Source organism: Pseudoduganella sp. HUAS MS19, assembly GCF_053615455.1.
The window spans coordinates 3324994-3348943 of the sequence record NZ_CM132133.1 but is presented as its reverse complement, the minus strand read 5'-3'; the positions used below and the strand labels follow the sequence as shown (position 1 = coordinate 3348943).

Below are 23950 nucleotides of genomic sequence, written 5' to 3'. Positions count from 1 at the left end.
CTCAGGATTGTCCCGCTGCGGCGGCCGGCAGCATGACTACTTTGATCGGGAAAACCACTTCCTCGCGCTGCTGCCACCATTCCCTGCCCTTGCGCCCCACCATGACCTGGGCAATTTCAAAGACGCTGCGCTTCAGCGGGCGTGCAAGGCGCCACGCCATGGTGAAGCGCTCCTGGTCAGGCTCGAACACGATCGTGTCCAGCGTCGCGCGCAACTCCTCGCGCCCGCCTCCCCTCAGGAATATGTTCACAGGCGCCTCGAAGTCCGGCAGCATGAAGGCGCGCAAGCCATCGGCCGTCAGATTGGCCAGCACGACTTCCTGCCTGCCGACCGGCTGCGGCCACTGCTGGTCTGGCGCAGCGCTTTGATAATAGCGTTCGTCGAAATCGGGCGGCAGGAAGGGAAAATGCTCCTCCAGCCAGTGTGCGTCATAAGTGCCGGCGTAACGCACCCGCGGCTCCCAGTTGCGCCCCACCGGTCCGAATGCCATCGGGACGTAGCTTCCCTGCGGCGTCGTCACGGGACGGTCCAGCTCCTCGGTATTGGGCAACGGCGATCCGTCGACCCACTCACCTTTCATCTGATGGTGGAATCCACGGCCCACCGGATTGGCCATGAATGCCGTGTGCTGCGCCGGATCGGCATCGCGTTGATCCGTTCCGCCAAAGGCGAAGTCATAGCTGATCGGCTGGCAGGAAAAGGCTTCTGCCGCACTCGCAGTTACGCCTCCCAACCCGGACTGCCAATGGCGATTCCCGACGACTGCAAACGTTTTCGAGTGGCTGCCAATGCGCAACCCGACCGGTACGCGCGCCACCGGCCGGCCTTCCGGCGCATAGGAGCTGCCATGCAACAGGATGTCGCAACGGTGCTTGCGCAGGGCGAAGTCCGCCTCGCGGCAGGGGGCGCTAAGGCCGGGAGCGCCGGTCCATGTGTCGGCCATGAGCAAGGGCTGCTGCTGCTCATGCAAGCGCACGTCCTCGCCCGCCTTTGGCAAGTGGAACGTGCCTTTGATGACGACCACCAGGCACTCCCTGCCCGAGGGCTCAGTTCCCAGGGTGTAGCCTGCTGCCATACGCGTTGCATTCACGAACTCCATGCATTCCCCCAAAGATGCCAAGCTTGCGAATTCCGAACGCCATGGTACTAGTTACACGCGCAGTCTTGCTCACCAATTGTCACGGTAGGCGGTACGCTCGGCATTAGTGGCTTCCGCCTATCGATGCGGTGGGGTTCAGTAGTATAGTCTCGTCCCGGAAAGCCAACTTGTACTCAACCCGCAAATGTCCGACACCCTGATCAAAATAAACCGCTGGCCCGTCATCGGCCCGATACTGCGCGCCATCGGCCTGCCCAACCCTACCGAGTTGCTGCGCTCGTACGAACCCTATGCCGTCCTGCCATTCCAGGGAAGGACCTTCCTGCTGGCGTCGATGGATGGCGCTTACGCGTCATCGGCTTTGGCTGCCGCATTGCGCAGCGCCGGCGCCGTCGAGGCGACGGAATCGGTCGACATCTTTGTGATGGACGCAAGCGGATGCCGGACTGTGGGCGACCTGCGCGCGGTGTATGCCGCCTGTCATCCGGTGCTGCGACGCGTCGGGCGCAATGGGCGCGTGCTCCTGGTCGCCCCAATGCTTTCGGAGGCAGGCGATCCCTTGGCGGTGGCGGTGGCGCGCGGGCTGGAGGGATTCGTTCGCTCACTGGCCAAGGAACTCGGCCGGCGCGGCGCGACGGCCAACCTCGCCAGCGTCTCCCGCCAGGCATTGGCGCGGCTCGATGGCATCGTGCGCTTCTTCTGCGGTCCCCAGTGCACCTATGTCTCCGGCCAGGCAGTGCAGGTCTCGGCGGAGACCGCGTCGCCCGCCTCACTGCCCACCAGCAGCGTTCTGGCAGGCAAGGTCGCGCTGGTTACCGGCGCCGCACGCGGAATCGGGCTTGCGACGGCTGAACGCCTGGCACAGGAAGGCGCCAAAGTAGTCGTGCTCGACATTCCCGCCGCGGCACAAGACCTGGCGACGGCCGCGAACCGGCTCGGCGCTTCGGCACTGGCACTCGATATTGCGCTGGCCGAATCTCCCGCTGCCGTAGCCCGCTACCTGCGCGAGAATTTCGGAGGCGTCGACATCGTGGTGCATAACGCCGGTATCACGCGCGACCGTACGCTGGCGAAGATGGAGCCGCAACAATGGGACCAGGTCCTGCAAATCAACCTGGAGGCCATCACGGCCATCGACCGGCAGTTGCAGGACGACGCACTGCTGCGCGAGCATGGGCGCGTCGTCTGCCTGTCTTCGATCAGCGGCATTGCGGGCAACTTTGGCCAGACCAATTACGCCACCGCGAAAGCAGCCCTGATCGGCTACGTCGCCGCGCAAGCGCCGCTGCATGCGGCGCGCGGCATCACATTCAACGCCGTCGCGCCGGGATTCATCGAAACGCCGATGACTAAAAAAGTGCCATTCCTGACCCGTGAAATCGGCCGGCGCCTCAATTCCCTGTCGCAAGGTGGCCAGCCGCGCGATGTCGCCGAACTGGTGGCGTTCCTGTGCACGCCTGGCGCCTACGGCATCAGCGGGCAAACCATCCGCGTGTGCGGCCAAGGACTGATGGGCGCATAGCGCGCGTGCAGCGGGTGCGCCAGGCGCGGGGCCGCGCACCGTGAGTAAGTGTGAGTTTTTTACACTGTTAACGGATGTACTATCGTTTGCAAGGCAGCCACTTTGCCTATTCATCATGGACTCACGCTTGTCGCGCAACTCCTGGAGAATTCGATGGCCCGCTCCCGCTCTCTTCCAAGGCAATTGCTGAGCTTAGCGGCTCTGCTCATCCTGGGCGCCTGCGCCTCAGGCCCGCCCAAACCGGCGCTCATCAAGGCCAATGTGACAGTAGCGGGCGACGTCAATCCCGATGCACGGGGCCGCGCCTCGCCTGTCGTGCTGCGCCTGTTCGAACTGAAAAACCTTGGCGCATTCCAGAGCGCAGACTTCTTCAGCCTGCTGGAGCGCGACAAGGAAGCCCTCGGTAGCGAATTGCTTGCCAGGGAGGAGTTCACGCTGCGTCCGGGCGAGAGAAAGCAATTTGACCGGCCATTGCAAGCGGACACGCGCTTTGTCGCGGTCGTCGCCGCCTTCCGCGACCTGGAAAAGTCTTCCTGGCGCGCCGCCATTCCGGTGCACGCCAGCCAGACCATGCCGGTGTCGATCAAGCTGGGCTCGCGCGACGTTTCCATCAGCGCTGAAAAATGAAACCTTCTTTCACCCTTACTGCCCCATCTGAATTTAAGGAACAACGATCATGTCGTGGGAAAGCAAAGTCATCTGGTCGGAAGGCATGTTTTTGCAACCACAACATTTTCAGCAGCATGAGCGCTATCTCGAAAAGCTGATCGAGGCGCGCGCCCGGCCGGCGCGTTCGCATGGCTGGGGCTTCCTGTCCATGCAGGTCGACGAAGCAGCGCTGGCAATGGGAAAAGTGGCACTCACCACAGGCAGCGGACTGTTTCCCGATGGCACGCCCTTCGATTTCCCCGCAACCCATGCCGCGCCGGCGCCGCTGAATATTCCGGCCAGCGCCCGCGACCAGCTGGTGATGCTGGCTGTTCCGATGCGGCGCAAGGGGTGCCCGGAATCGGATGCCGGGCAAGCCGGCCAGGGCAACCTGGCGCGCTACAGCGTCACCGAGCTGGAAGTTACCGACCACACGTCGAACAATTCCTCCCCCATCCAGGTCGGCCAGATGCGCCTGTCGCTGCTGCTGGAGAGTGAACGGACGGACGCTTACGCTTGCCTGGGTGTATTGCGCCTGAGCGAACGGCGCGCCGACAACCAGCTGCTGCTGGACAAGCACTACATTCCGCCCTCGCTGGCAATCCGCGACAATGCCACGCTGGCAGCGTATTGCGATGAACTGCATGGACTCTTGCACCAGCGCGGCGAAGAACTTGCCGCCCAGCTGGCGCAGCCGGGCCGGGGCGGCGTCGCCGAAGTCGCCGACTTCATGCTGTTGCAGGCGGTTAACCGGCATGAACCGGTCTTTGCCCATTACTGCCGTACCGCCTTGTTCCACCCGGAAGAACTGTTCATCGCCATGCTGGCGCTGGCTGGCGACCTTTCCACCTTCAGCCGCGAAAGCCGGCGTCCCGCGCAGCAGCCAGCCTACGAGCATGACAACCTGGAGCGCAGTTTCGCGCCGCTGATGAGCGAACTGCGCAGCGCCCTCAGCATGGTGCTCCACCGGAGTGCGGTGCCGATCGAACTGCTGGACAAGAAATACGGCGTCCGCCTGGCGCAAGTGCCCGACCGCGACCTGTTGAAGTCGGCTGGCTTCGTGCTGGCCGTCAACGCCCAACTACCCTCGGAAACGCTGCGTACCCGCTTTCCCAGCCAGGTCAAGCTCGGCCCGGTCGAGCGCATCCGCGACCTGGTCAATCTCGCCCTGCCTGGCATTCCGCTACATTCCATGCCGGTAGCGCCGCGCCAGATTCCTTATCACGCAGGCTTCAACTATTTCGAAGTGGAACGCGGCGGAGACTTGTGGCAACAGCTGGAACGCTCGGGCGGACTGGCCATGCATATCGCCGGCGATTTTCCGGGGCTGGAACTCGAATTTTGGGCCATTAAGGGATAACCATGAGCCAGGACGATCCATTTGCCGCTGCCGACTCGGAGCACACCATTGTGCTGCCCACGCCGGGCGGGCGCCAGCGCCCGCCGCCGGCGCAGGCAACGGCCTCCCCTGCCAATGAGGGCGTGGATTTCGCTTCCGCCCAGCATGCGGAGCCCTCCGGGCTGAATCCCCTGGTGGCTGCCGCCAACCCGCTGCTAAACGTGGTGCCCCAATTGCGGGCTACCTTGCAGCACCCCGATCCCGCCGCAGCGAAGGAATCGCTGACCCGGCAGCTCAAGGAGTTCGAGCGGCGCGCCAAGCTGGCCGGGATCGCCAATGAAAACATCATCGCGGCGCGCTATGCGCTTTGCACCCTGCTCGATGAAGCTGCGGCATCAACGCCGTGGGGCGGATCCGGAATCTGGGCCAGGGACAGCTTGCTGGTCCGATTCCATAACGAAGCCTGGGGCGGCGAGAAATTCTTCCAGCTGCTTTCCAGGCTGGCAGAGTCGCCGCGCGAGCACCGCCAGCTGCTGGAGTTGATGTATATCTGCCTGGCGCTTGGCCTGGAAGGCCGTTACCGTGTGCTCGACAACGGCAAGGCGCAACTGGATGCCTTGCGCGAACGCCTGGCCCTGATGCTGCGCCAGCTGCAAGGCGACTACGAACGCGCGCTGTCGCCCCAGTGGGAGGGCGTGCCCGCCCCGCGCAAGGCCCTGCTGGCGGCATTGCCGCTGTGGGTGGCATTGGGTGGGCTGGGCGTGCTGGTGCTGGGTGCGTACGCGACCTTCAGTTTCGTGCTGAACCGCGGCTCCGACCCCGCATTCAGCCAGATCCAGAACATGCGCGCCAGGCCGGCGACGATCGCCGCGCCACTGCCACCGCCGCCCGCAGCGAAACCGCGGCTGGCAGGTTTCCTGGCCAGGGAGATCGAACTGGGCCTGGTTGCGGTGCGGGACGAACAAGGCCGCAGCATCGTCACCATCCGCGGTGACGGCCTGTTCGCGCCCGGCAGCGCCAGCGTACTGCCTGCTTACCGGGACGTGCTGGACCGCATCGCGGCAGCGCTCAAAGCCGTGCCCGGCGCGGTGGTGGTCGATGGCTACACCGACGACCAGGCAATCCGCACCACGCGTTTCCCGTCCAATTGGCACCTGTCGCAGGAGCGCGCCAGCGCCGTGGCGAGGCTGCTGGAAGAGCAGACCGGGGCGCCCGGCCGCTTCACCGCGGAAGGCCACGCCGATGCGAACCCGATTGCGCCCAACAACACGGCTGCCGGCCGTGCGCGCAACCGGCGAGTTGAAATCATCCTGACACCGAAACAAGACGGCCAGTAGAGGACAAGGACATGATCAAGAAGCTGCTTTCCTGGGTGCTGAACCGCTGGGTCCTCGCGATCCTGGGACTGCTGGCCCTGGCGCTGTTGATCTGGCTGGCCGGCCCCTTGATCGGGATCGCCCAGTACCATCCCCTGGAATCGGCACGGGTGCGCCTGATCCTGATCGGCCTGCTGATCCTGTTCTTTGTCGCCCGCCAGCTATGGAAGGTATTCAAAGCCCGGCGGGCCAATGCGCGCCTGATGGATGGCTTGCTGAAGCAGCCAGCGCCTGCCGGCAGCACGGTCGACGCCGTTGCCGCCGAGGAACTGGCCACGCTCGGCAAGCGCTTCGAGGATGCGGTCACCGTCCTGAAGAAGGCTCGCCTCAGCACTCGGGGCAGGAAGTCCCTGCTATCCATGCTGGCCGACCTGCGCCGCCAATGGGTGTACGAACTGCCCTGGTACATTCTGATCGGCGCCCCAGGCTCGGGCAAGACGACGGCGCTGGTGAATTCCGGCCTGCAGTTTCCACTGAGCGAACGTTTTGGCCAGGCCGCCATACGCGGCGTGGGCGGCACCCGCAACTGCGACTGGTGGTTTGCCAACGATGCCGTCCTGCTCGACACGGCGGGCCGGTACACCACGCAGGAAAGCAACCAGAAGTCGGACGCCGCGGCCTGGAGCGGTTTCCTGCAACTATTGAAAAAATACCGAGTGCGGCGCCCGATCAACGGCGCCCTGCTGACCCTGAGCGTGCCGGAACTGCTCGAACAGTCCCCGGCCCAGCGCGCCAGCCATATCAATGCCTTGCGCATGCGCCTGCAGGAGCTGCACGACGAGCTGCATATCCGCTTCCCCCTGTACGTGCTGGTGACCAAGATCGACCTACTCCCCGGCTTTATGGAGTTCTTCAGCGACATGGGCAAGGAGGAGCGCGCGCAAGTCTGGGGCACGACTTTCCCCTATCGCGAAGTGGAGGCGGAAACCGCGCCCGCGCCGGGTTTTGCCGCGCAGTTTGCGGCACTGGAAGAGCGTATCAATGCGCGCCTGCTTGAGCGCCTGCAGCAAGAGCGCGACCCGCAACGCCGCGCCCAGCTCTATATGTTCCCCCAGCATCTTGCCAGCCTTAAAACCACGCTCTGCGAATTCGTCGACAGCCTGCACTCGGCCTCCCGCTTCACCGAGGAACCGCTGCTGCGGGGCGTCTATTTCACCAGCGGCACGCAGGAAGGCAGCCCGATCGACCGGCTGATGGGGAACCTGGGGCGGGCGCTGCAGCTTGAGCGCAAGGTGCTGGCGCCCAACATCCCCAGCGGGAAGAGCTATTTCATCACCCGCCTGCTCAAGGAAGTGGTCTTCCAGGAAGCGGGGCTGGCAGGCGCCAACCTGCGCTGGGAGCGGCGCCGCGCCAGGCTGCAGATAGTGGCATTGCTGCTGGCCGGGCTGCTGGCCTTCGGCGCCATCGTGGCCTGGAGCGTCAGCTTCGCCCGCAACCGCGCCTATGTCGCCGTAGTCGAGACCCGCAGCGCTGCCGTCGCCCGGCAACTGCAGCAGCTAGGCGGCGTTGCCACGACCAATGTGCTGGAACTGTTGCCGGCGTTGCAAGCCGTGCGCGACCTGGCACGCGTTTCCAGTAGCGCACCCGGCAGTGTCCCCTTCTCGATGGGTTTCGGCCTGTACCAGGGCGACAAGCTGGCCGCCGCAGCCCGGACCGCACACCGCAACCTATTGCATGACGTCTTCCTGCCGCGCCTTGAACTGCGGATTCAACATCAGCTGCAGGCCGAAGGGCAAGGCAATCCCGAGCTGTTGTATGAGGCCCTGAAGGCCTACATCATGCTGCACGACGGGCGCTATATGAATCCGGCGGCGCTGAAGGCCTTCATCACGGCCGACTGGGAGATCAGCCTGCCGCGCGACGTGACGCGCGCGCAGCGCCAGGAGCTGGAACAGCATCTCGATACGCTGCTGGCAAGCGGCGATGTGCTGGCGCCCAATCCTGCCGATCCGCGCCTGATCGCCGCCACCCGCCAGGCCCTGGCCCAGACACCCCTGGCCGAACGCATCTACAACCGCATCAAGCGCCAGGGAGCCGGCAGCAACCTGCCCGAGTTCACCATTGCCAACGCCGGCGGGCCATCCGCCCTGCTGGTTTTCCGGCGCAACAGCGGCACGCCCTTGACTACCGGGGTACCCGGCATCTATAGCGTCAACGGCTATAACAAGGTGTTTTTGCAGGAAGCATCCCGCACCACCGGCCAACTGGCGGACGAGGAAGGCTGGGTGCTGGGATTGCCGGAACGCGAGCGCAGCCTGTCGCAGGACAAGAAGACCGGACTGGTGAACGAAGTGCGCCGCCTCTACCTGCAAGACTACGCCCGGACCTGGGCCAATTTCGTCGACGATATCACGCTGGTGCGGGCCACCAGCCTGAAGCAGAGCATCGAGCTGGCACGCATCCTGTCGGCGCCGGACTCGCCCTTGCCCCAGTTACTGCGCGCGATAGTCAAGGAAGTGACGCTGGTCCAGCTCGACGATGCCGACAAGAGCGTTGCCGACAAGGCCGGCGACAAGCTCAAGTCCACCCGCGAGGAACTGCTGAAGCTGTTTGGCCAGGCGGCTAGCCAGGACGGCGCAGCCGCCAGCGCGGCCTTGCCGGAAAATATCGTTGACCGGCAATTCGATGCACTGCGGCGCCAGGTCCGCAGCCCGGCGCCTGGCCAGCCGGCACCGATCGAGGCCAGCATTGCGCTCATCAACGAGCTGTACATGTTGCTGACTGCCACCGATTCGGCCCTCAAAAGCGCCAATACGCCGCCGCCCAGCGATGTGCCGAACAAGGTCAAGGCCGAAGGCAGCCGCCAGCCCGAGCCGCTGCGTTCCATCCTGCTGACCCTGTCGGCAGGCGGCGCCAGCCAGGCACTCGGCGTCGCACGCAGCAACCTGAGCCAGGCAATGCAAGCCGCGCTGGGCGAGTTTTGCAACAAGGCCATCGCCGGCCGCTATCCTTTCGCCAGGGGCAGCACGCGCGACGTCACACCGGACGATTTCAGCCGCCTGTTCGCCCCTGGCGGCCTGATGGACGACTTCTTTCAGAAAAACCTGGCGCCCTACGTGAATACCGCGACGCGGCCCTGGAGTTTCCGTCCGGTGAACGATGCGGCGGCGCCTGCCAGCTCGGCCGCCCTGCTGCAGTTCCAGCGGGCCCAGACCATTCGCGACGTGTTCTTCCGCAACGGTCCGGCCATCAGCATGCGCCTCGACCTCAAGCCGGTGACGATGGATGCCTCGATCAACCAGTTCATCCTGGATGTGGACGGGCAACTGGTGAAGTACAGCCATGGCCCGGCAGTGCCCGCCCAGGTCCAGTGGCCCGGCCCGCGCGGCAGCACCCAGGTGCGGCTGCAGCTGAGCCCAGTCAGCACGGCCGGTGCGTCGGGACGCACCTTTGAAGGCGCATGGGCGCTGTTCCGCCTGTTCGACCAGGTGCAGGTCGACGGTACGGGCCAGCCCGAAAAATTCTTCGCCACCTTCAATGTCGATGGGCGCAAGGCGCAGTTCGAAGTGTTGACCAACAGCGTGCGCAACCCTTTCCGGCTTCCCGAACTGGGGCAATTCCAATGTCCGGGGGCCTTGTGATGGCAGGCTGCGCGCCACGGCTGCCCGGGTGGTACGGCAAGCTCCCGGCACTGGGCGACTTTGCCTCACGGCGCCTGCCTCCCGCATTCATCAGCTTCTGGGACGCCTGGCTGCAGCGCGGCATGGCAAGCAGCCGCATCCACCTGCAGGAGCGCTGGCTGGAGCGCTACCTGAACGGCCCGCTGTGGAATTTCGCCCTGCTGCCGGGCGTGTGCGGCGAATCCGCTTGGGCCGGCGCCATGATGCCCAGCGTTGACAAGGTCGGCCGCCACTTTCCCCTGACCATTGCAGTGGAACTGGAACCGCTGCCCGAAATCATGGAGACGCTGCTGGCCGCACAGGACTGGTTTGCCGGTATCGAACAGCTTGCCTTGGCATGCCTCGATGTCGGTTTCGATCCCGCCCAGCTCGAACAGCGCCTGCATGCGAGCGCCTTTCCCGTGCCGCGGGAATGCCGGGAACAGGAAGGTGCGCGCCGCATGGATCGCTGGTGGAACGGTCAGCCAGGATCGGCACTGGCCCTGGAGCTGCCGTCCCGGGAAAGCCTCGGCACGCTGTTCCGCGACGCAGGACTGAACCAGGCCGGCCGCGCGGGTTACGGAAGAAGCATCTGGTGGAGCGTGGCGGCGCCAGGCGGCGCGGTCCGGCTGCAGGCTTATCCCGGCATGCCGCACGAACTGGATTTCGCCGCCCTGCTCGACGCTGCGAACTGAGCTTCAGGCCCTGTCTTCGCCCAGCGCGCTTTCCGCGCCGGCCATGCTGACGCCCTTGCACGCCACCAGCAATGCCGAGTAATTGTCCTGCTGGCGGCTGCCCTGCGCCCTTATCTCGCCTTCCATCCGGCTCAGCCAGGCCTGCGGCGACTGGGCCGCAAGCAGCGATTGCTCCATCGCCGGCTCGGCCTGGTGCTCCCAGAAACCATCCGTACAGAGCAGGAAGATGTCGCCATCGCCCACGCGGAAGGCCGAAGACTGGATGCACGGTTCGAATGCATCCGCATCGCCAAGGGCCGCCAGCAAAACGCTCCGATGCGGGGAGTTGCGCAGGTCTTCCAGTTGCATATAGCCGGCATCGACCATGCCTTGCAATACGCTGTGGTCGCGCGTCTGGAAGATGATGCGCTGGCCACGGAAGCAGTACAGGCGCGAGTCGCCCACATGTCCCCAGAGCGCGATGCCACGCTCGGAGTCCAGGGCTAGGACGACAATGGTTGCCCGCATCTCCGCGTATTGCGGCATGCTGCGCTGCGCGTCAACGATCGCCATATTGGCTGCCGCAATGGCCTGTGCCACGGATTCCGGGCTGCATTCCGGACAGCGGTGGAACCATGCCAGCGCATGCTCGACTGCCAGCCGCGAGGCAACCGCACCGCCCTGGTGGCCGCCGGCCCCATCCGACAGGACGCAGAAGCAGGTGCTTGGGCTCGACCAGCAACCGTAAGCATCTTCGTTGACGGCGCGGCCGCCGGGTTCGGATAGCACGGAGATCGTCAGTTCCATCGCTGCGTACCCGGGCTTAGCGCAGGTCCCGTTGGCCGTCCTGCTTCAGCTTGGCCATCTGCGCTTCATAGGCAGTCAGGAATTCGCGGCCAAACCATGTGTCGAAGTCGTCTTCCGCCTCCCTGGTGATGTCGGTGTACAGTTCCAGGTATTGCGCCCATAGCTTGGCCTTGCGGTTGGCCGGCAGCAGCGTGTCCACCAGGCTTTTGTCGGTCAGGCGCTCTTCCAGCTGCACCGGATCGAAGCGGTACAACACCCTCGCCAGGGCCGCCCGCATGCCGGCCATCACGCCGAACTGGTGGGCGCGCAAATCGTCGTACGCATCCCGCATCGCCTGCAGCGGCGGCATGAAGCCCTTACCCCGCGGCACCAACAGGCTGTGCAGCGCGACTTCGACATTCGGCGAGAACTTGAGCGGGTTATTCTCGCGCATGGCGATGACGGTCATTTGCGCGTGCATTTCGCGCTTGGTCAATGTCCTTGCCATGAGCAGGTCCAGCGTTCCCTGCAGGGACTCGCGCAGCAGTTGCCCGAACATTGCCATCATCTCCGGCGTCAGGGACGCGCCCATTTCCAGGTCAGGCACGCCGGCCCCCTTCAGGAAAGCGTGCAGCAAGTCGCCGTCGGCATCCGGTCCCGGCGGCAGGGCCGGCGCTTGCGGCGCCGTCGCCTCCCGGATTGGCGCCTGGGGTCCGGCCGGGATGGGCGCGCTGTCCTCCGCCCTCGGAACCGGTTCTGCCGGCGAACGCATGGTCATGGTCTTGATGCCGCCTGCCAGCGGTTGCTCCTCTGTCTTCCAGGAAACCACCATGTTTTTCGGCGGCACAAACGAAGCGTGGATCTCCGGCGCGTCATCGCGCTGGCTGTCCGCTGCGGGCTGTGGCTGCGGCATGGCTCCCAGCGCCACCAGCGGGTCCGCTGAACCGATATCGGCCGGGTTCGCGGCCAAAGGATGCCCATCCGGGAACAGGCCTTTGCCGGCATTCGGCCCCAGGCCAAAGAGCTGATTGATATCCGCGTTGCCGGCCGGTTCCAGTCCCAACTGCAGGCCGTCCGGCGCACTTGGGCCGGAGCCATGCCCCTCGCCGGCAGCGCTCGCCGGCGCCAAGTCGGCAAAAGGATCGAAATCGTCCGGAATGCCGCCCGATCCGCGTGCCGTGCTGTCCGGCACTTGCTGCGCTAGCGGCGCCATGGCGCTATCGCCAAACATTCCCAACGGATCGTCAACCGGCACGCCGGCGCGGTCCGGGCCCGACGGACCGGCCGTTGGCGGCGCCTCAGGCAGCACTTGCAAGGCGTAGGCTCCGATGCGAAGTTCGTCGCCGCAGGCAAGGTTGGCCTCCCGTCCATTCCCCAACGGGATGCCATTGAGGTAGACCGGCGAGGCGCTGCTCAGGTCGCGGATGACATAGTTTCCGCCACGGTAAGCGATGGCGGCGTGGGCGCGCGACACGAAGCGCTCGGGATCGGGCAGCACCAGCGCATTGCCGCTTCCCCGGCCAATCACGCCGCCGTCCTCACCGAATTCCGCGCCCAGTGCGGTGGTGATCGGCTGGCCGTTGAAGGAAACTGCTTTGATCATAATCATCAGTAGGCCTCACGAAAGACATTCAGTGCTATCCGCCCGGTCAGGACAGCCAAAGCCAGCCGCTCACCAGGGCGAAAATGGCGCCCACCAGGAACCATGTCTTGCTGGCTGCGGCGACGTGGCCGCCGTCACGGAAACAGCGCAAGGCTGCCGCTGCCAGGAAGAGCAGGGAGAGCACGGCGAGAATGGTCCTGGCATGCATGCCTAACCCATCCTGTTGAGCCAACGCGCCTGCCGCCAGGCCGGTGCGCTGGTTGGAAACAAGGGTGTCCCCGGCTGCAGCAGGCAAAGGTACTGCGCAGCCGCCATCCGTTGCCGCTGGCAAGCGTCGCGCAGGACTTTCCTGCAGTGCTCAAGCGCCACAGGCTGGCCCATGAAATAACGCACGCCGGGCTGGTAGCCGGCCTGCTTGTCCTGCCACCACGCGTGAATCTTCCCGGGATCAGGCCACGGCAGACCCTCATCCTCATCCATCGAGACGTCATCATCGGCAGGATCGTCGTTCGGGCCGGCTTCAAAGTTGGCCGGCGGCTTGCGCTCAAGGTCCTGTGAGGCAAGGTCGAGGCCGGTGATTGTCGCGAATGCTTCGCCGGCCAGGCGGGCCAGCTTCGCGTCCTCCATCTGCTTGAGCAGCCATGGCATGCAGGCGACGTCACCCGCCATGCCGCTGCCCATGACCAGCAGGCGCAGCGCCCGAGGTTCCTGCGCCAGGCGCTTCAAGGCGGCGGCAGCCTGGGCTGGAGCGAGCACCTTGAGCAGGATGGGCAGCACATAAGGGCGAGCTTCCGGCTCATGCGCCGCCAAACCGCCCAGGACCGCGATGCCCTTGTCCCGCTCTCCCAGTAAAACAGCCGATCGGGCAGCCCACAGGCGGCAAGCCGGATCGTCGCCATCCATGGCATCCATGCAGATGTCCAATAGATCGCGCCGGCCGGCTTCGCCGATACTGCGCAGCGCCCTGGCCCTTAATCGATGGTCCCGGTCATGCAGTGCCGTCTCCAGCGCGTCGCCCGGGTCAACCTGGTGCATGGCACAGGCGCTGATGCCAACCCGCCGCCGAAAAGCGCTGGGCGAATGGAGCAATTCGCGCACTGTCCCTTGCAGGAAGCGCGCCGACACCCAGCCAGTGGCCGATACCAGGCCGGACTGCGTTTCCGGCATTGCTTCGGCCAGCGCAAGCAGCCGGTTCAGCATCGGCATGTCCCCATCTTCCAGGGCGCGCACGGTAGCCGTGAAAACCTGTCCCGTCTGCGGGTCCTCGAGCGCCTCGCTGCACGCTGCCTTGCCGAATTCGCCGGCAATCGACACCCCGTCAAGGTGGGCGGCCAGCCGGTCATCCAGGCGCCGCAGCTGGTGCAGCGCGACGTGCGGCGCCCGCACCAGGAGCGCGCGCACGCCGCGCAGCACTGCAGCTTCTTCCACGTGTTGCAAGATGACATCGGGCACCACGTTTTGTGGACGGGCCGGCGCGATCGGAACGGGGTTCAGCTGCATATCGCCTTTCTCAATTGAGTTGAACGGCCCCGCCCTTGATCCGATTGACACCGGAAGAGCGGCTCAGCAGATAGCTTCCCTGGATCAGCACCTTGCCGGCCTTGGTGAGCGTCACGCTGGCCTTGCCACAGCGCAGGACCAATTGCTCCCTGGCGCTGACCACCAGCCGCTCGCCATCCACATCCGCTTCGACCTGGCCCGGGCGTTGCGCAAGCGGGCAACCCACTCCGCCACGCAGCACGCCCATCACGATAGGCTTGTCGATATCGCCACCCTCGAACATCAGTACGACCTTGCCGCCGATATGGGGCGCATGCAAGTCAACCACCGTACGGGCCCGGACGCCCGCCGTCCCGTGCTGTCCGGAGTACAGGACAACGGGGACGCGTCCCTCGTCGGCCATCCCGATCAGTTCGCCCACCACCACACCTGCAGCCGCTGCCGCCGCTGCCGCGGCTTCCTCGGCGATCAGATCCCTGCCACTCATAGCCACCTCCACTCAGGCACTTCGCAATCAGTTCTGGAGAATCTTCGATCCCTTCATCACGATATCGCTTCTCGCCTTGGCATTGATCTTGCCAGAGCCTTTTACCGTAATGTCCTTGCCTTCGATGACGATCGTTCCATCCTTCTTCATGGTGATGCTGGCACTCCCGGTCTTGATGGTGACCGAATCGCCGGCATCGATGACAAGGTGTTTGCCGACCTTGAGCGCGTCGTCATCGCCCACCGAGGCGGTGCGGCCCTTGCTGACCTTGCTGGACTGGGAACCGCCGACACTCTCCGACATATTGGCGCCCACATCCGTCGACTGGTTGCCGCCCACCTCCACCGACTGGTTGATGCCCACGTTCACCAGCTGGTTGGCGCCGACGGTGATCATCTGCAGGGCCCCGATCGTCACTTCCTGGGCCGCACCCACGGTAATCGTTTCGTTGATGCCGACGGTATGCGTACGCTGGGCCGTCACTGTCGCCGTTTCGCTAGCGCCTACCGTGATGGTACGGTTTGCCCCGATACTGATCGTTTCGTTCGAAACCACGCTCTCGGTCCGGTTAGCGCCAATGGTGATCGTTTCGTTGGACCCGACCTGTTCCGTCCGGTTCGAGCCGATGGTAATCGTCTCGTTGCTGCCCACCTGCTCCGTCCGGTCGACACCGATCGTAATCGTTTCATTGTTGTCGACCGTCTCGGTCCGGTCATGCTTGACGTGCGTCGTCTCGTCGTTGTCGATCGTCTTGCGGCGGTCATGTCCCACCCAATGGGTTTCGTCGTTCTCAACTTCAATATCCTGGTCCTTTTCGGCGTGCAGGAAAACCTGTTCCGCGCCCTTCTTGTCTTCAAAGCGCAGTTCGTTGGCATTCGCCCCCGAGCCGGATTTGGACGAGCGGCTCAGGATGCCGGTCTGGGTCATATTGGCCGGCAAGGCATACGGCGGCATTTGCTCGGCGTTGTACACGCGGCCGGTGATGATGGGCCGGTCAGGGTCGCCTTCCAGGAAGTCCACAATCACTTCCTGGCCGATGCGCGGGATCGACACCATGCCCCAATTCTTGCCTGCCCATGGATGGGAAGGCCTGATCCAGCACGAGCTGTTCTCGTTCTTCTTGCCGTAGCGGTCCCAGTGGAACTGCACTTTCACGCGGCCATACTTGTCGGTGTAGATCTCGTCGCCGGCCGGACCGACCACAATGGCCGTCTGGGGCCCCTGCACGAACGGCTTCGAAGTGGTGCGCTCGGGCCGGAATTGCTGGCGGCTGGCAAGCGCTGTGAAGCTGCAGTCATAGCTGGCGCCGGCGCTCGCGGCATCCTGGGTTTCGTAGGCGTTGTACTCCAGGATATGCGTGGCCGCCGTGACCAGGTATTCGCGGTTCTGGTCGGCGCGCGGCTGCCCGGTCAGTTTGAACAGGTGGCCCACACTCAGGCCGCGGGCATTGGTGTCGCCGCGCGCCAGTTCGAAGCGGGCCTGCAACTCGTCCATCCTGGCTTGCACATAGCGGTTCCCGTCGGCCGCCTGCACATAGCAGCCCGGATAGTCGTATATCTCGTAATCGGACAATACATGCTCGCGCTTCAGCTTGGTTTTTACCGCCAGGTCGACCGCAGGGCGCTCAAAGTCGAAGTCCGTGATCTGGCAATTGCCGGGATGGATCTCCCGCGCGTACTTCCATTGCTTGACGTATTCCTGCTCGGGGCGCACGACCCGGTCCGCATCGATAAACGGCAAGGCGTCGCAGCCCGCCGCCGGCTCATGGGCGCTGTAGGCGTCGACCAGGACCATGGTGTGGCGCCCTTCCGCATGCGTGAAGTAGTAATAGATGCCTTCCTGTTCCATGAGACGGCTGACGAAGTTGAAGTCGGTCTCGCGGTACTGCACACAGTAATTCCATTTATGGTAGCTGTCGCTCAGGTTGCTCTTTACGTCGGCAACCGCATGATCGTTGAACACCTCCTTGATAATTTCCGGCACCGTCTTGTCCTGGAAGATCCGGCAATCGGCGGTGCGCGTCAGGAACCATAGCCAGGGGCGGACCATGGCGCGGTACACATGGTAGCGTCCCGACATGCCCGCCTGCGCAAAGCGCGTGACGTAGCCGTTGAAATGGCGCACAGCCTCGCCGTGCGTTTCGAGTTTTACCGTCACGTTCTTGCCAAGAATCTGGTCGAGGTTGATGTCCCCCTGCTCGCTCAGCAGATCCAGTTCGAACTCGCTCAGGCGCGACAGCTCCTCACTCGCATTCATGCGCTGAAAGAGCAGTACGTCTTGCCCCAACGGCGTTACGATCTCGATCGCCCTGCGCATACGGCACCCTTCGTCCCGGCCCATACAGGCCTATGCAAAACTGTAATCGAATTCGCCATCGCGCACGCCGACTCCTATCTGCGCGACGGGCGTGCCGCCCAGGCTGCGCATCAGGAGTTCCGCGCTAATCCTTGGCAGCATCGTATTGGTCAATAGTGCGTCCACCACGCGCGCCCCGCTTTCCAGCTCGTTGCAGCGCGCGGCGATCAGTGCCGGCACTTGGTCGTCATAGCTGAAGCGGATCCGGTGCTGTTCCGCGATCCGCTTGCCGATGCGATCCAGTTGCAGGCGGATGATATTGCCCAGCATCTCGTCCGACAGCGGCGCGTACGGCACCACCACCAGCCGTCCCAGCAAGGCGGCCGGAAACACTTTCAGCAGCGGCTCGCGCAGCGCCCTGGCGATGCCGTCGGCGGCCGGCGCCAGTTCCGGATCCTTGTACAGCTTCATCAAGAGCTCGGAGCCCACGTTCGAAGTCAGCAGGATCAGGGTATTCCTGAAGTCGATATGGCGGCCTTCCGCATCTTCCATCCAGCCTTTGTCGAACACCTGGAAAAAGATCTCATGCACATCCGCATGCGCCTTCTCCACTTCGTCCAGCAAGACCACGCTGTATGGTTTGCGGCGCACCGCTTCCGTCAGGATGCCGCCTTCACCATAACCGACGTAGCCCGGCGGCGATCCCTTCAGGGTCGCCACCGAATGGGCCTCTTGGAACTCGCTCATATTGATGGTGATGATGTTGTGCTCGCCGCCATACAGCGCTTCGGCCAGGGCCAGGCCGGTTTCGGTCTTGCCTACGCCCGAGGGGCCGCACAGCAGGAAGACGCCGATCGGCCGGTTGGGATTGTCCAGTTTGGCACGCGAGGTCTGGACCCGGCGCGCGATCGTCTCCAGTCCCGCGCGCTGCCCGACCACCCGCTGGTTCAGGGTGTCCGCCAGCTTGAGTACGGCCGTCACCTCGTTCTTCACCATGCGCCCGAGTGGAACACCGGTCCAGTCGGAGACCACCGAAGCCACCGCCTGGGCGTCTACAGCCGGCATGATCAGGGGCGCCTCGCCCTGCAGCTCGGCCAGTTGCCGCTGCAGGGCGTGCAGCTGCTCCAGCCCTGCGGCCGGCGGCGGCGCATCTTCAGCTTGTCCCGCCGCCTCCTGCCGCCCGTCGAGCGCAATACCATCGGCGCGCAACTGGCCGCGCAGCGCAAGGATCTGGTCGACCAGCTTCTTTTCGTTGTGCCAGCGCGTCTGCAGACCGTCGAGGCGGCTGTGCTCCGCCCTGGCCTTCTGCTCCGCGGCGCTGCGCCGTTCGGCAACGTCCAGCCCGATCGCCTCCTCGCGGCCGATAATGTCCAGTTCCGTCTCGAGCGCCTCGATACGCCGCTGGCTGTCTTCCACCTGGGCCGGCGTCGCGTGCTGGCTGATGGCAACCCGCGCGCAACTGGTATCGAGCAGGCTGATGGCCTTGTCGGGCAGCTGCCGTGCCGGGATGTAGCGGCGCGACAGGCGCACCGCAGCATCGATCGCCTCGTCCAGCACCTGGATGCGGTGATGCTTTTCCAGCGCCCCGGCCAGTCCGCGCACCATCAGGATCGCCTTGTCCTCGTCCGGCTCGCCGACCTGCACCACCTGGAAGCGCCGGGTCAGCGCCGGGTCCTTCTCGATGTACTTCTTGTACTCCGCCCACGTCGTCGCGCCAATCGTGCGCAAGGTTCCGCGCGCCAGGGCCGGCTTCAGCAGGTTCGCCGCATCGCCGGTACCGGCCGCGCCGCCGGCGCCGATCAGGGTATGCGCTTCGTCGATGAACAGGATGATCGGCTTGGGCGACGCCTGGACCTCGTCGATCACCTGGCGCAGTCGGTTCTCGAACTCGCCTTTCATGCTGGCGCCGGCCTGCAGCAGACCGATATCGAGCATCAGCAGGGACACCTCGCGCAATGGCGGCGGCACATCGCCGCAGGCGATACGTGCTGCAAACCCCTCCACCACCGCCGTCTTGCCGACCCCGGCCTCGCCGGTCAGGATCGGGTTGTTCTGGCGGCGCCGCATCAGGATGTCGACAATCTGCCGCACTTCCTGGTCGCGGCCCGTTACCGGATCGATTTCTCCTTTACGCGCGCGTTCGGTCAGGTCCACTGCGAAACGCTTGAGCGCTTCCTGCTTGCCCATCTGGGCCGGAGCCATGGCGCCACTGGCCTCCCCCGGCCCCGCTGCCAGGCCGCTGCCGTCGCTCGCGTGCAGATGCTCTTCCGGCGAACCGCCAACGATGGCGGCAAAGTCCTCGGTCAGGGTGTCGAGCCTGATGCGCTCGAACTGGGGCGATATATGCAACAGGGCGTTGCGCAGGGAAGGCGTTTTCAGCATCCCTACCGCCAGGTGTCCGCTGCGCACCCGCGCTTCGCCGAACATCAGGGTGGCATACACCCAGGCCCGCTCGACCGCGTTCTCGATATGCATGGACAGGTCGGAAATCGAGGTCGAGCCGCGCGGCAGGCGGTCCAGCGCTGCTGTCATATCGGCCGCCAGGCGCGATGCGTCCAGCTCGAAATGGCGCACGATGCGCAGCAGGTCGGAATCCTGCTCCTGCAAGATCTGCTGTATCCAGTGTTCCAGTTCGACATAGGGATTGCCGCGCAGCTTGCACAGCACGGTTGCTCCCTCGATCGCCTTGTATGCCAGGCTGTTCAACTTTCCGAACAGGGCAATGCGGCTGATTTCACCCATGATGTTTTCCTTTTGACGAAATTGCGGCTGTCAGCCGCTCCGGGTCCAGTACCACGTCGCGTGCGTCCTGCTGGCGCGGCTGGGTGCCGAGCCAGGTGCTCCAGCCGAGGCGCTGGGACTTGCCCAGGCGCGCCGGCGGCACCTCGCCACGTTGGAGGATCAGCCGCACATCCCATTCGAGCTCCAGGCACAGGTATTGCCGCACCCAGGCGACCAGTTTGCCAAGCGCCTGGCCGCCGGGCAGGAATTCTTCCAGCTGGCGCAAGTCCAGCGGACCAAGGCAGAGGCGGAACTTGTGTTGACGGTCCCACACCCGGCGCCCCAGGACGGCGCCTTGCCCCAGTCGCGGTTGCGGCAGGGTTCGCCGTCCGGCCAGGCGGGTGCGGTCCTCATCGTCCAGCGTCAGCCAGTGCCCGACATACGGCTCCAGCGTCACCGGCAGGCGGAAGTAGCCGCTCAGCAAGGCCACCAGCCCGTCACTGTTGCGTACCTGCCGCGACAGCAGGCCGGCATAGAACAGCTTGGCACTATCGGGCACCACGTCGCGTTCGCGCAGGCTGGCATCGCCAAGGCCGCACAGGGAGCCCACGTAAATCGAGAAGCGGTCTTCGCGCGGCCGATCCAGGCTGACGGTCGGCTGGGCCTGGGCCCAGGCACGGTAGAACAAGGCCAGGAAGCGGTGGTGGAACAGGTCCAGGAAGCGCGTCAATGCAAGGTCGCCCGCGTGCTCGCTGCGGCTGCGCGCGAACTCGGTCAAGTGCAGGGGCAAGGGGCCGTTCGGCCCCAGCAGGCCGAAAAAGCGCACCTCCAGCCGCGGTACCGCCGAACCGGGCGGCATGCCGAAGGATGCCAGCGTGGCCGGTGCGAAATCCATGGCCGCCTGCTGCGCCAGGCGCAGCGCTTCGTCGGCCGGCCGCAGCGCCTGCCCGATGCGCGGCAGTTGCGGGAACAGGCATTCGATACGGCGCAGGGCCTGGAAGAAGTCGTGACGGTACGGCTCCGTCTCCAGCGCCTGGAAGTAGCTCAGATGATCAAGCCTGTCCCGCATTTGGGCTCCCAACGCATGATTTCACCGCGTCCCGTCGAGCGCAGCACGGTTTCGGTGAACGAGTTGATGGACACGTATCGGGCGAAGAACTGCTCCATGACGCTGCCGAACAGGAATGCGCTGCCCCCCTGGAAACCCATCTCGTCGACTTCCAGCTCGACACGCAAGCCGCGCCCGAACGAGATCGGTCCCGGGCCCCGCAGCCGGCGCACGATAGGCGCGGCGCGCACGGCATGCAGCGCATCGATCTGCCGTTGCAGGCTGCCGCCGGTGCTGGTGGCGTACAGGGCGAGCATCTGGCGCAAGGCTTGCGCCCCCTCACCCTCGTCGGTATTGAGCAAGGACAGGTAGTTGAGCGACAAATGGCTGATGAAGCGCCAGGCCGCTGCGCCTTCCCAAGGCGGGGCATGCGGTTTGGACGGCCCTTTGAGACAACGGATCGCTGCCACTGGCGCCGCATGGTCCAGCACAAAGTCCGACGCTGCCGTTCCCAGGGGCATATGCAATGGAAGGTCGCGGTTGGTGCACAAGGTGGTGATGGAGAGCTGGCGCAAATCGTGCCGGTATGGCGCCTCGTCGGGGTCCACCAGCGAAATGAACACTTCGCTGCCGACGTAGCTCGACCGGAAACCGTTGCGCTTCTGCGCTTCCGACAGCACGCGCGGCTCGCGCTGCGTGGTGAAGTAAGCTGTATGCTGCCTTGGCTCCGCATGGTAGGCCGCGTAGAAAGGTGCAAAGCTGCGTTCGCTGTCGCTGCCCACGCCATGCCCGGTAACGCTGTTCACCTCGTAGATTTCATAATCCATCGGGCGGGTGCGGTCGGCCACGACATGGTAGTCATGGCTGCTGTCGCCCAGGTGCACGCGGTCGGCGCGTTTCGGGAATAGGTTGACTGCCGGTGCGCAGAACAGGGAAAAATTGGAAGCATCGACCACGCTTTCCAGCGATGCATCGCCGCGCTCGAACAATAGCACCAGCTCCAGTGCATCGCCATCAAAGCGGCGCAGCGCCGGCGCCAGGCCATGCAGGTCGACAAACAGGAAGCGCTGCGGGAATGCGAAGTACTCCTGCAGCAGGCGGTAACCCTGGAAGGATCGCAAGCTGGCCGGCAGCAGCGCCTGCTCATCGAGATAGCCCAGCGGCCTGACATTGGCTGCCGCCAGGAACTCGTGCCAGGGCCAGGGGCGCGCGGCGGGCGCCACCAGCATGCCGACGCAGGCGCCAAGGCACAGTTCATGCAACTTATAGGCGATGTCGTCGCTGCCCGAGAGGAAAACCGGCAAATGCTCCAGCCGCAGTTGCTGGAACTGGAGGCCGGCCGTGGTTCTCAGGCGCAGCCGCACGCCGCCTTTGATGCGCTGCGCTGACGGCAGCGAGGTCAACGGCAGGTCTGGCGCGAAGGAAAAGTATTCGGCCGACGACACTTCAATCGGCCACAGCGACACATCCTGCGCGGTGCGGAACTCGCACGCCACGCTTTCTCCCTTGCCCTGCGCGCTGCGCAAGATGCTGCCGCGGGCAATGGTCAAGCCCTGCGCCAGGTTGGTGTCGTCCGGCTGCGGACGGAATTGCGCGATGAGCATGGATGGCGTAGGCGCGAGGAAATTCGGGTAGACGATCTCCTGCAGGCGGCGCGTAAAGCGCGGAAACTCGGCATCCAGCTTGAGCTGCACGCGGGCCGCCATGAAGCCCACGCCCTCCAGCAGGCGCTCCACATAGGGGTCGCTGACCTCGATGCCGTCCATGCCCAGCCGGGCGGCGATCTTTGGAAACTGGCGCGAGAACTCCGCCCCCATCTCACGCAGGTGCTGCAATTCCTGGTTGTAGTAGCGAAGCAGGCGTGGATCCATGTTCAGCCGCCCTTGCCAAGATCCTGCAGTTCCACCACGCCGGTTTCCAGGTCGACCTCCGTGCACAGGCATAATGCAAGCGGGCCGGGATCGGACCACAGATCGCCGCGGATCTCGATGCGCACGATATTGTGCTGGTCCAGCATCGAATCGAGCGCTACCGCACGCACCTGCAGCGAGGCGGGCAGGATGCGCGGTTCAAAATCCAGGATGGCCTGCATGATGCTGCGTTCCATTCCCATCAGGTCGAGGGTGGAAGCCGTCTCGCCGGACAGTGCTGGCAGCCCGAAATTGAGCACCGAGCGCTGTACCTGCCCGTATCCCGCCAGCCCGGCATCGCTGCCCGGGCGCACCGCATTGAACAGCCATGCCAGGTCGCGCAGCACCGCTGCCCGCAGGCGCTCCCTGCCGAACAGCCGGTCCGCAGGCGCCTCCAGTTTCTCATCCGGGGCTTCGTCCACCAGGCGATCGAGCAGCGCCGGTTGCAGCCGCTCTTGCGGCGTCAGTTCTGCCATTGCTAGCCCATCCCGCCGTCGGCGGCAGGGGCGGACGGCGCGTCGATCCTGATGCGCCGTATGTCCATCAGCGGCAGCTCGCCGGCATCGGTGGCGAGCATGCGCTGGCCCAGCCCCTGGAAGTTGCCCGGCGCCACCTGCCGCCAGTCGGTCTTCCTGCCCAGCAGTAAGGCGCTGTCGCCGGACGACTCCGATCCCGGATAGCGCGTGGGGATCAGGCCGACCGCCTCGCCACCATTGATGAATGAAAAATGGGCCGGCATCCACACCAGGTCGCGCAGGTCTTCGGGCGCCTCGAGCACAATTTCGCTCAGGTGGGAAAACGGCAGCCAGTAATACTTCCCGTTGATGACGGCCTCCAGCACCGGTCCCAGGCGCGGATCCGCATCGGCAATCCAGTTGAACGGCTGGCCGTCGATCGTTCCGCTGGAAGCCGGCGCCCGTCCGAAGGCCATCTCGCGCAACTGCTCCGCCTGCAGGGCCTGTCCGCGGCCTGCCTGCAGCGCCGACTCGACCAGCAGGGCCAGCCATTCGTCGGGCTGGCCAAATACCATTGGCGCCGTGCTTCCCTCGAACACGCGGGCTCGCTGCGCCTCGCACCGGATGGCATCGCCATACATCTGCGCCATGGGCAGGGCCGCCGCATCCAGCTCCGCCGCCACGCCGAGCTGCGTCAACGCCCTGTCCCATTGGCCAAGCACCAGCAAGAGCTGGAATAGGAAGATACGCAGCTTGGCATCGTCCGGCGCCAGGCGCACCGATTCCTGCAGCAGTTGCAGGGCGGCGGCGGGGTCGCCATTGCGCAAGCTCTGTTCAGCTTCCCAGGTATCCCTCATGGGCCCACCCCGCCCGTTGCCTGCAGCGCGC

The 23950-nt window shown here is 64.9% G+C and carries 18 protein-coding genes; 6 read left to right on the top strand and 12 right to left on the bottom strand.

Translation table 11 applies throughout. From position 1 onward, the window contains the following. Window position 1 precedes the first annotated feature (1 nt). Complete coding sequence (locus ACWBU6_RS15285) at window positions 2-1099, bottom strand: DUF2169 family type VI secretion system accessory protein (protein WP_452644237.1); 1098 nt, start codon at window positions 1097-1099, stop codon at window positions 2-4. A gap of 184 nt (window positions 1100-1283) precedes the next feature. Between ACWBU6_RS15285 and ACWBU6_RS15280 the strand changes: the two genes are divergently transcribed. From ACWBU6_RS15280 to tagF, 6 genes are all read left to right on the top strand, one after another. Next, window positions 1284-2621 (top strand): 3-oxoacyl-ACP reductase, encoded by a 1338-nt coding sequence (locus ACWBU6_RS15280; RefSeq protein WP_452644235.1) that lies wholly within the window; start codon window positions 1284-1286, stop codon window positions 2619-2621. Window positions 2622-2774: 153 nt separating this feature from the next. Continuing rightward, window positions 2775-3248 carry a type VI secretion system lipoprotein TssJ gene (gene tssJ, locus ACWBU6_RS15275; RefSeq protein WP_452644233.1) on the top strand — a complete coding sequence of 158 codons (474 nt, stop codon included), beginning with the start codon at window positions 2775-2777 and terminating at the stop codon, window positions 3246-3248. A gap of 49 nt (window positions 3249-3297) precedes the next feature. After that, window positions 3298-4629 (top strand): type VI secretion system baseplate subunit TssK, encoded by a 1332-nt coding sequence (gene tssK / locus ACWBU6_RS15270; protein ID WP_452644231.1) that lies wholly within the window; start codon window positions 3298-3300, stop codon window positions 4627-4629. Window positions 4630-4631: 2 nt separating this feature from the next. After that, window positions 4632-5945, top strand: a complete 1314-nt coding sequence (locus ACWBU6_RS15265) for a DotU family type VI secretion system protein (RefSeq protein WP_452644229.1) — start codon at window positions 4632-4634, stop codon at window positions 5943-5945. A gap of 11 nt (window positions 5946-5956) precedes the next feature. Further along, entirely contained in the window at window positions 5957-9565 is a 3609-nt protein-coding gene (tssM, locus tag ACWBU6_RS15260; RefSeq protein WP_452644227.1) for a type VI secretion system membrane subunit TssM, read from the top strand. Beyond that, window positions 9547-10278, top strand: a complete 732-nt coding sequence (tagF, locus tag ACWBU6_RS15255; protein WP_452644225.1) for a type VI secretion system-associated protein TagF — start codon at window positions 9547-9549, stop codon at window positions 10276-10278. Before tssM ends, tagF begins: the two co-directional genes overlap by 19 nt. A 3-nt stretch (window positions 10279-10281) precedes the next feature. Here the strand turns inward: tagF and ACWBU6_RS15250 are convergent, their stop codons facing one another. Genes ACWBU6_RS15250 through ACWBU6_RS15200 form a run of 11 tightly spaced genes read right to left on the bottom strand, consistent with a single transcriptional unit; the run spans window position 10282 to window position 23919 of the window. Further along, window positions 10282-11064 (bottom strand): PP2C family protein-serine/threonine phosphatase, encoded by a 783-nt coding sequence (locus ACWBU6_RS15250; RefSeq protein ID WP_452644223.1) that lies wholly within the window; start codon window positions 11062-11064, stop codon window positions 10282-10284. A gap of 16 nt (window positions 11065-11080) precedes the next feature. Further along, window positions 11081-12652: a type VI secretion system-associated FHA domain protein TagH gene (gene tagH / locus ACWBU6_RS15245; protein ID WP_452644221.1), complete on the bottom strand. Its 1572-nt coding sequence runs from the start codon at window positions 12650-12652 to the stop codon at window positions 11081-11083. A gap of 40 nt (window positions 12653-12692) precedes the next feature. Continuing rightward, window positions 12693-12854, bottom strand: a complete 162-nt coding sequence (locus ACWBU6_RS15240) for a hypothetical protein (RefSeq protein ID WP_452644219.1) — start codon at window positions 12852-12854, stop codon at window positions 12693-12695. Between the two features lie 2 nt (window positions 12855-12856). Then, window positions 12857-14146, bottom strand: coding sequence for a TIGR02270 family protein (locus ACWBU6_RS15235; protein ID WP_452644217.1), 1290 nt, complete (start codon window positions 14144-14146; stop codon window positions 12857-12859). Window positions 14147-14156: 10 nt separating this feature from the next. Continuing rightward, window positions 14157-14633, bottom strand: coding sequence for a DUF6484 domain-containing protein (locus tag ACWBU6_RS15230; protein WP_452644215.1), 477 nt, complete (start codon window positions 14631-14633; stop codon window positions 14157-14159). Between the two features lie 27 nt (window positions 14634-14660). Then, complete coding sequence (locus ACWBU6_RS15225; protein ID WP_452644213.1) at window positions 14661-16949, bottom strand: type VI secretion system Vgr family protein; 2289 nt, start codon at window positions 16947-16949, stop codon at window positions 14661-14663. Window positions 16950-16979: 30 nt separating this feature from the next. Next, window positions 16980-19670 (bottom strand): type VI secretion system ATPase TssH, encoded by a 2691-nt coding sequence (gene tssH, locus ACWBU6_RS15220; protein WP_452644211.1) that lies wholly within the window; start codon window positions 19668-19670, stop codon window positions 16980-16982. Further along, window positions 19663-20718, bottom strand: coding sequence for a type VI secretion system baseplate subunit TssG (gene tssG / locus ACWBU6_RS15215; protein WP_452644209.1), 1056 nt, complete (start codon window positions 20716-20718; stop codon window positions 19663-19665). The genes tssH and tssG overlap by 8 nt, the downstream gene beginning before the upstream one ends. After that, window positions 20694-22568: a type VI secretion system baseplate subunit TssF gene (gene tssF, locus ACWBU6_RS15210; RefSeq protein WP_452644207.1), complete on the bottom strand. Its 1875-nt coding sequence runs from the start codon at window positions 22566-22568 to the stop codon at window positions 20694-20696. The genes tssG and tssF overlap by 25 nt, the downstream gene beginning before the upstream one ends. Before the next feature lie 2 nt (window positions 22569-22570). Further along, entirely contained in the window at window positions 22571-23083 is a 513-nt protein-coding gene (tssE, locus tag ACWBU6_RS15205) for a type VI secretion system baseplate subunit TssE (protein ID WP_452644205.1), read from the bottom strand. A 2-nt stretch (window positions 23084-23085) separates the two neighbouring features. Next, window positions 23086-23919, bottom strand: coding sequence for a type VI secretion system accessory protein TagJ (locus ACWBU6_RS15200; RefSeq protein WP_452644203.1), 834 nt, complete (start codon window positions 23917-23919; stop codon window positions 23086-23088). Window positions 23920-23950: the final 31 nt, after the last annotated feature.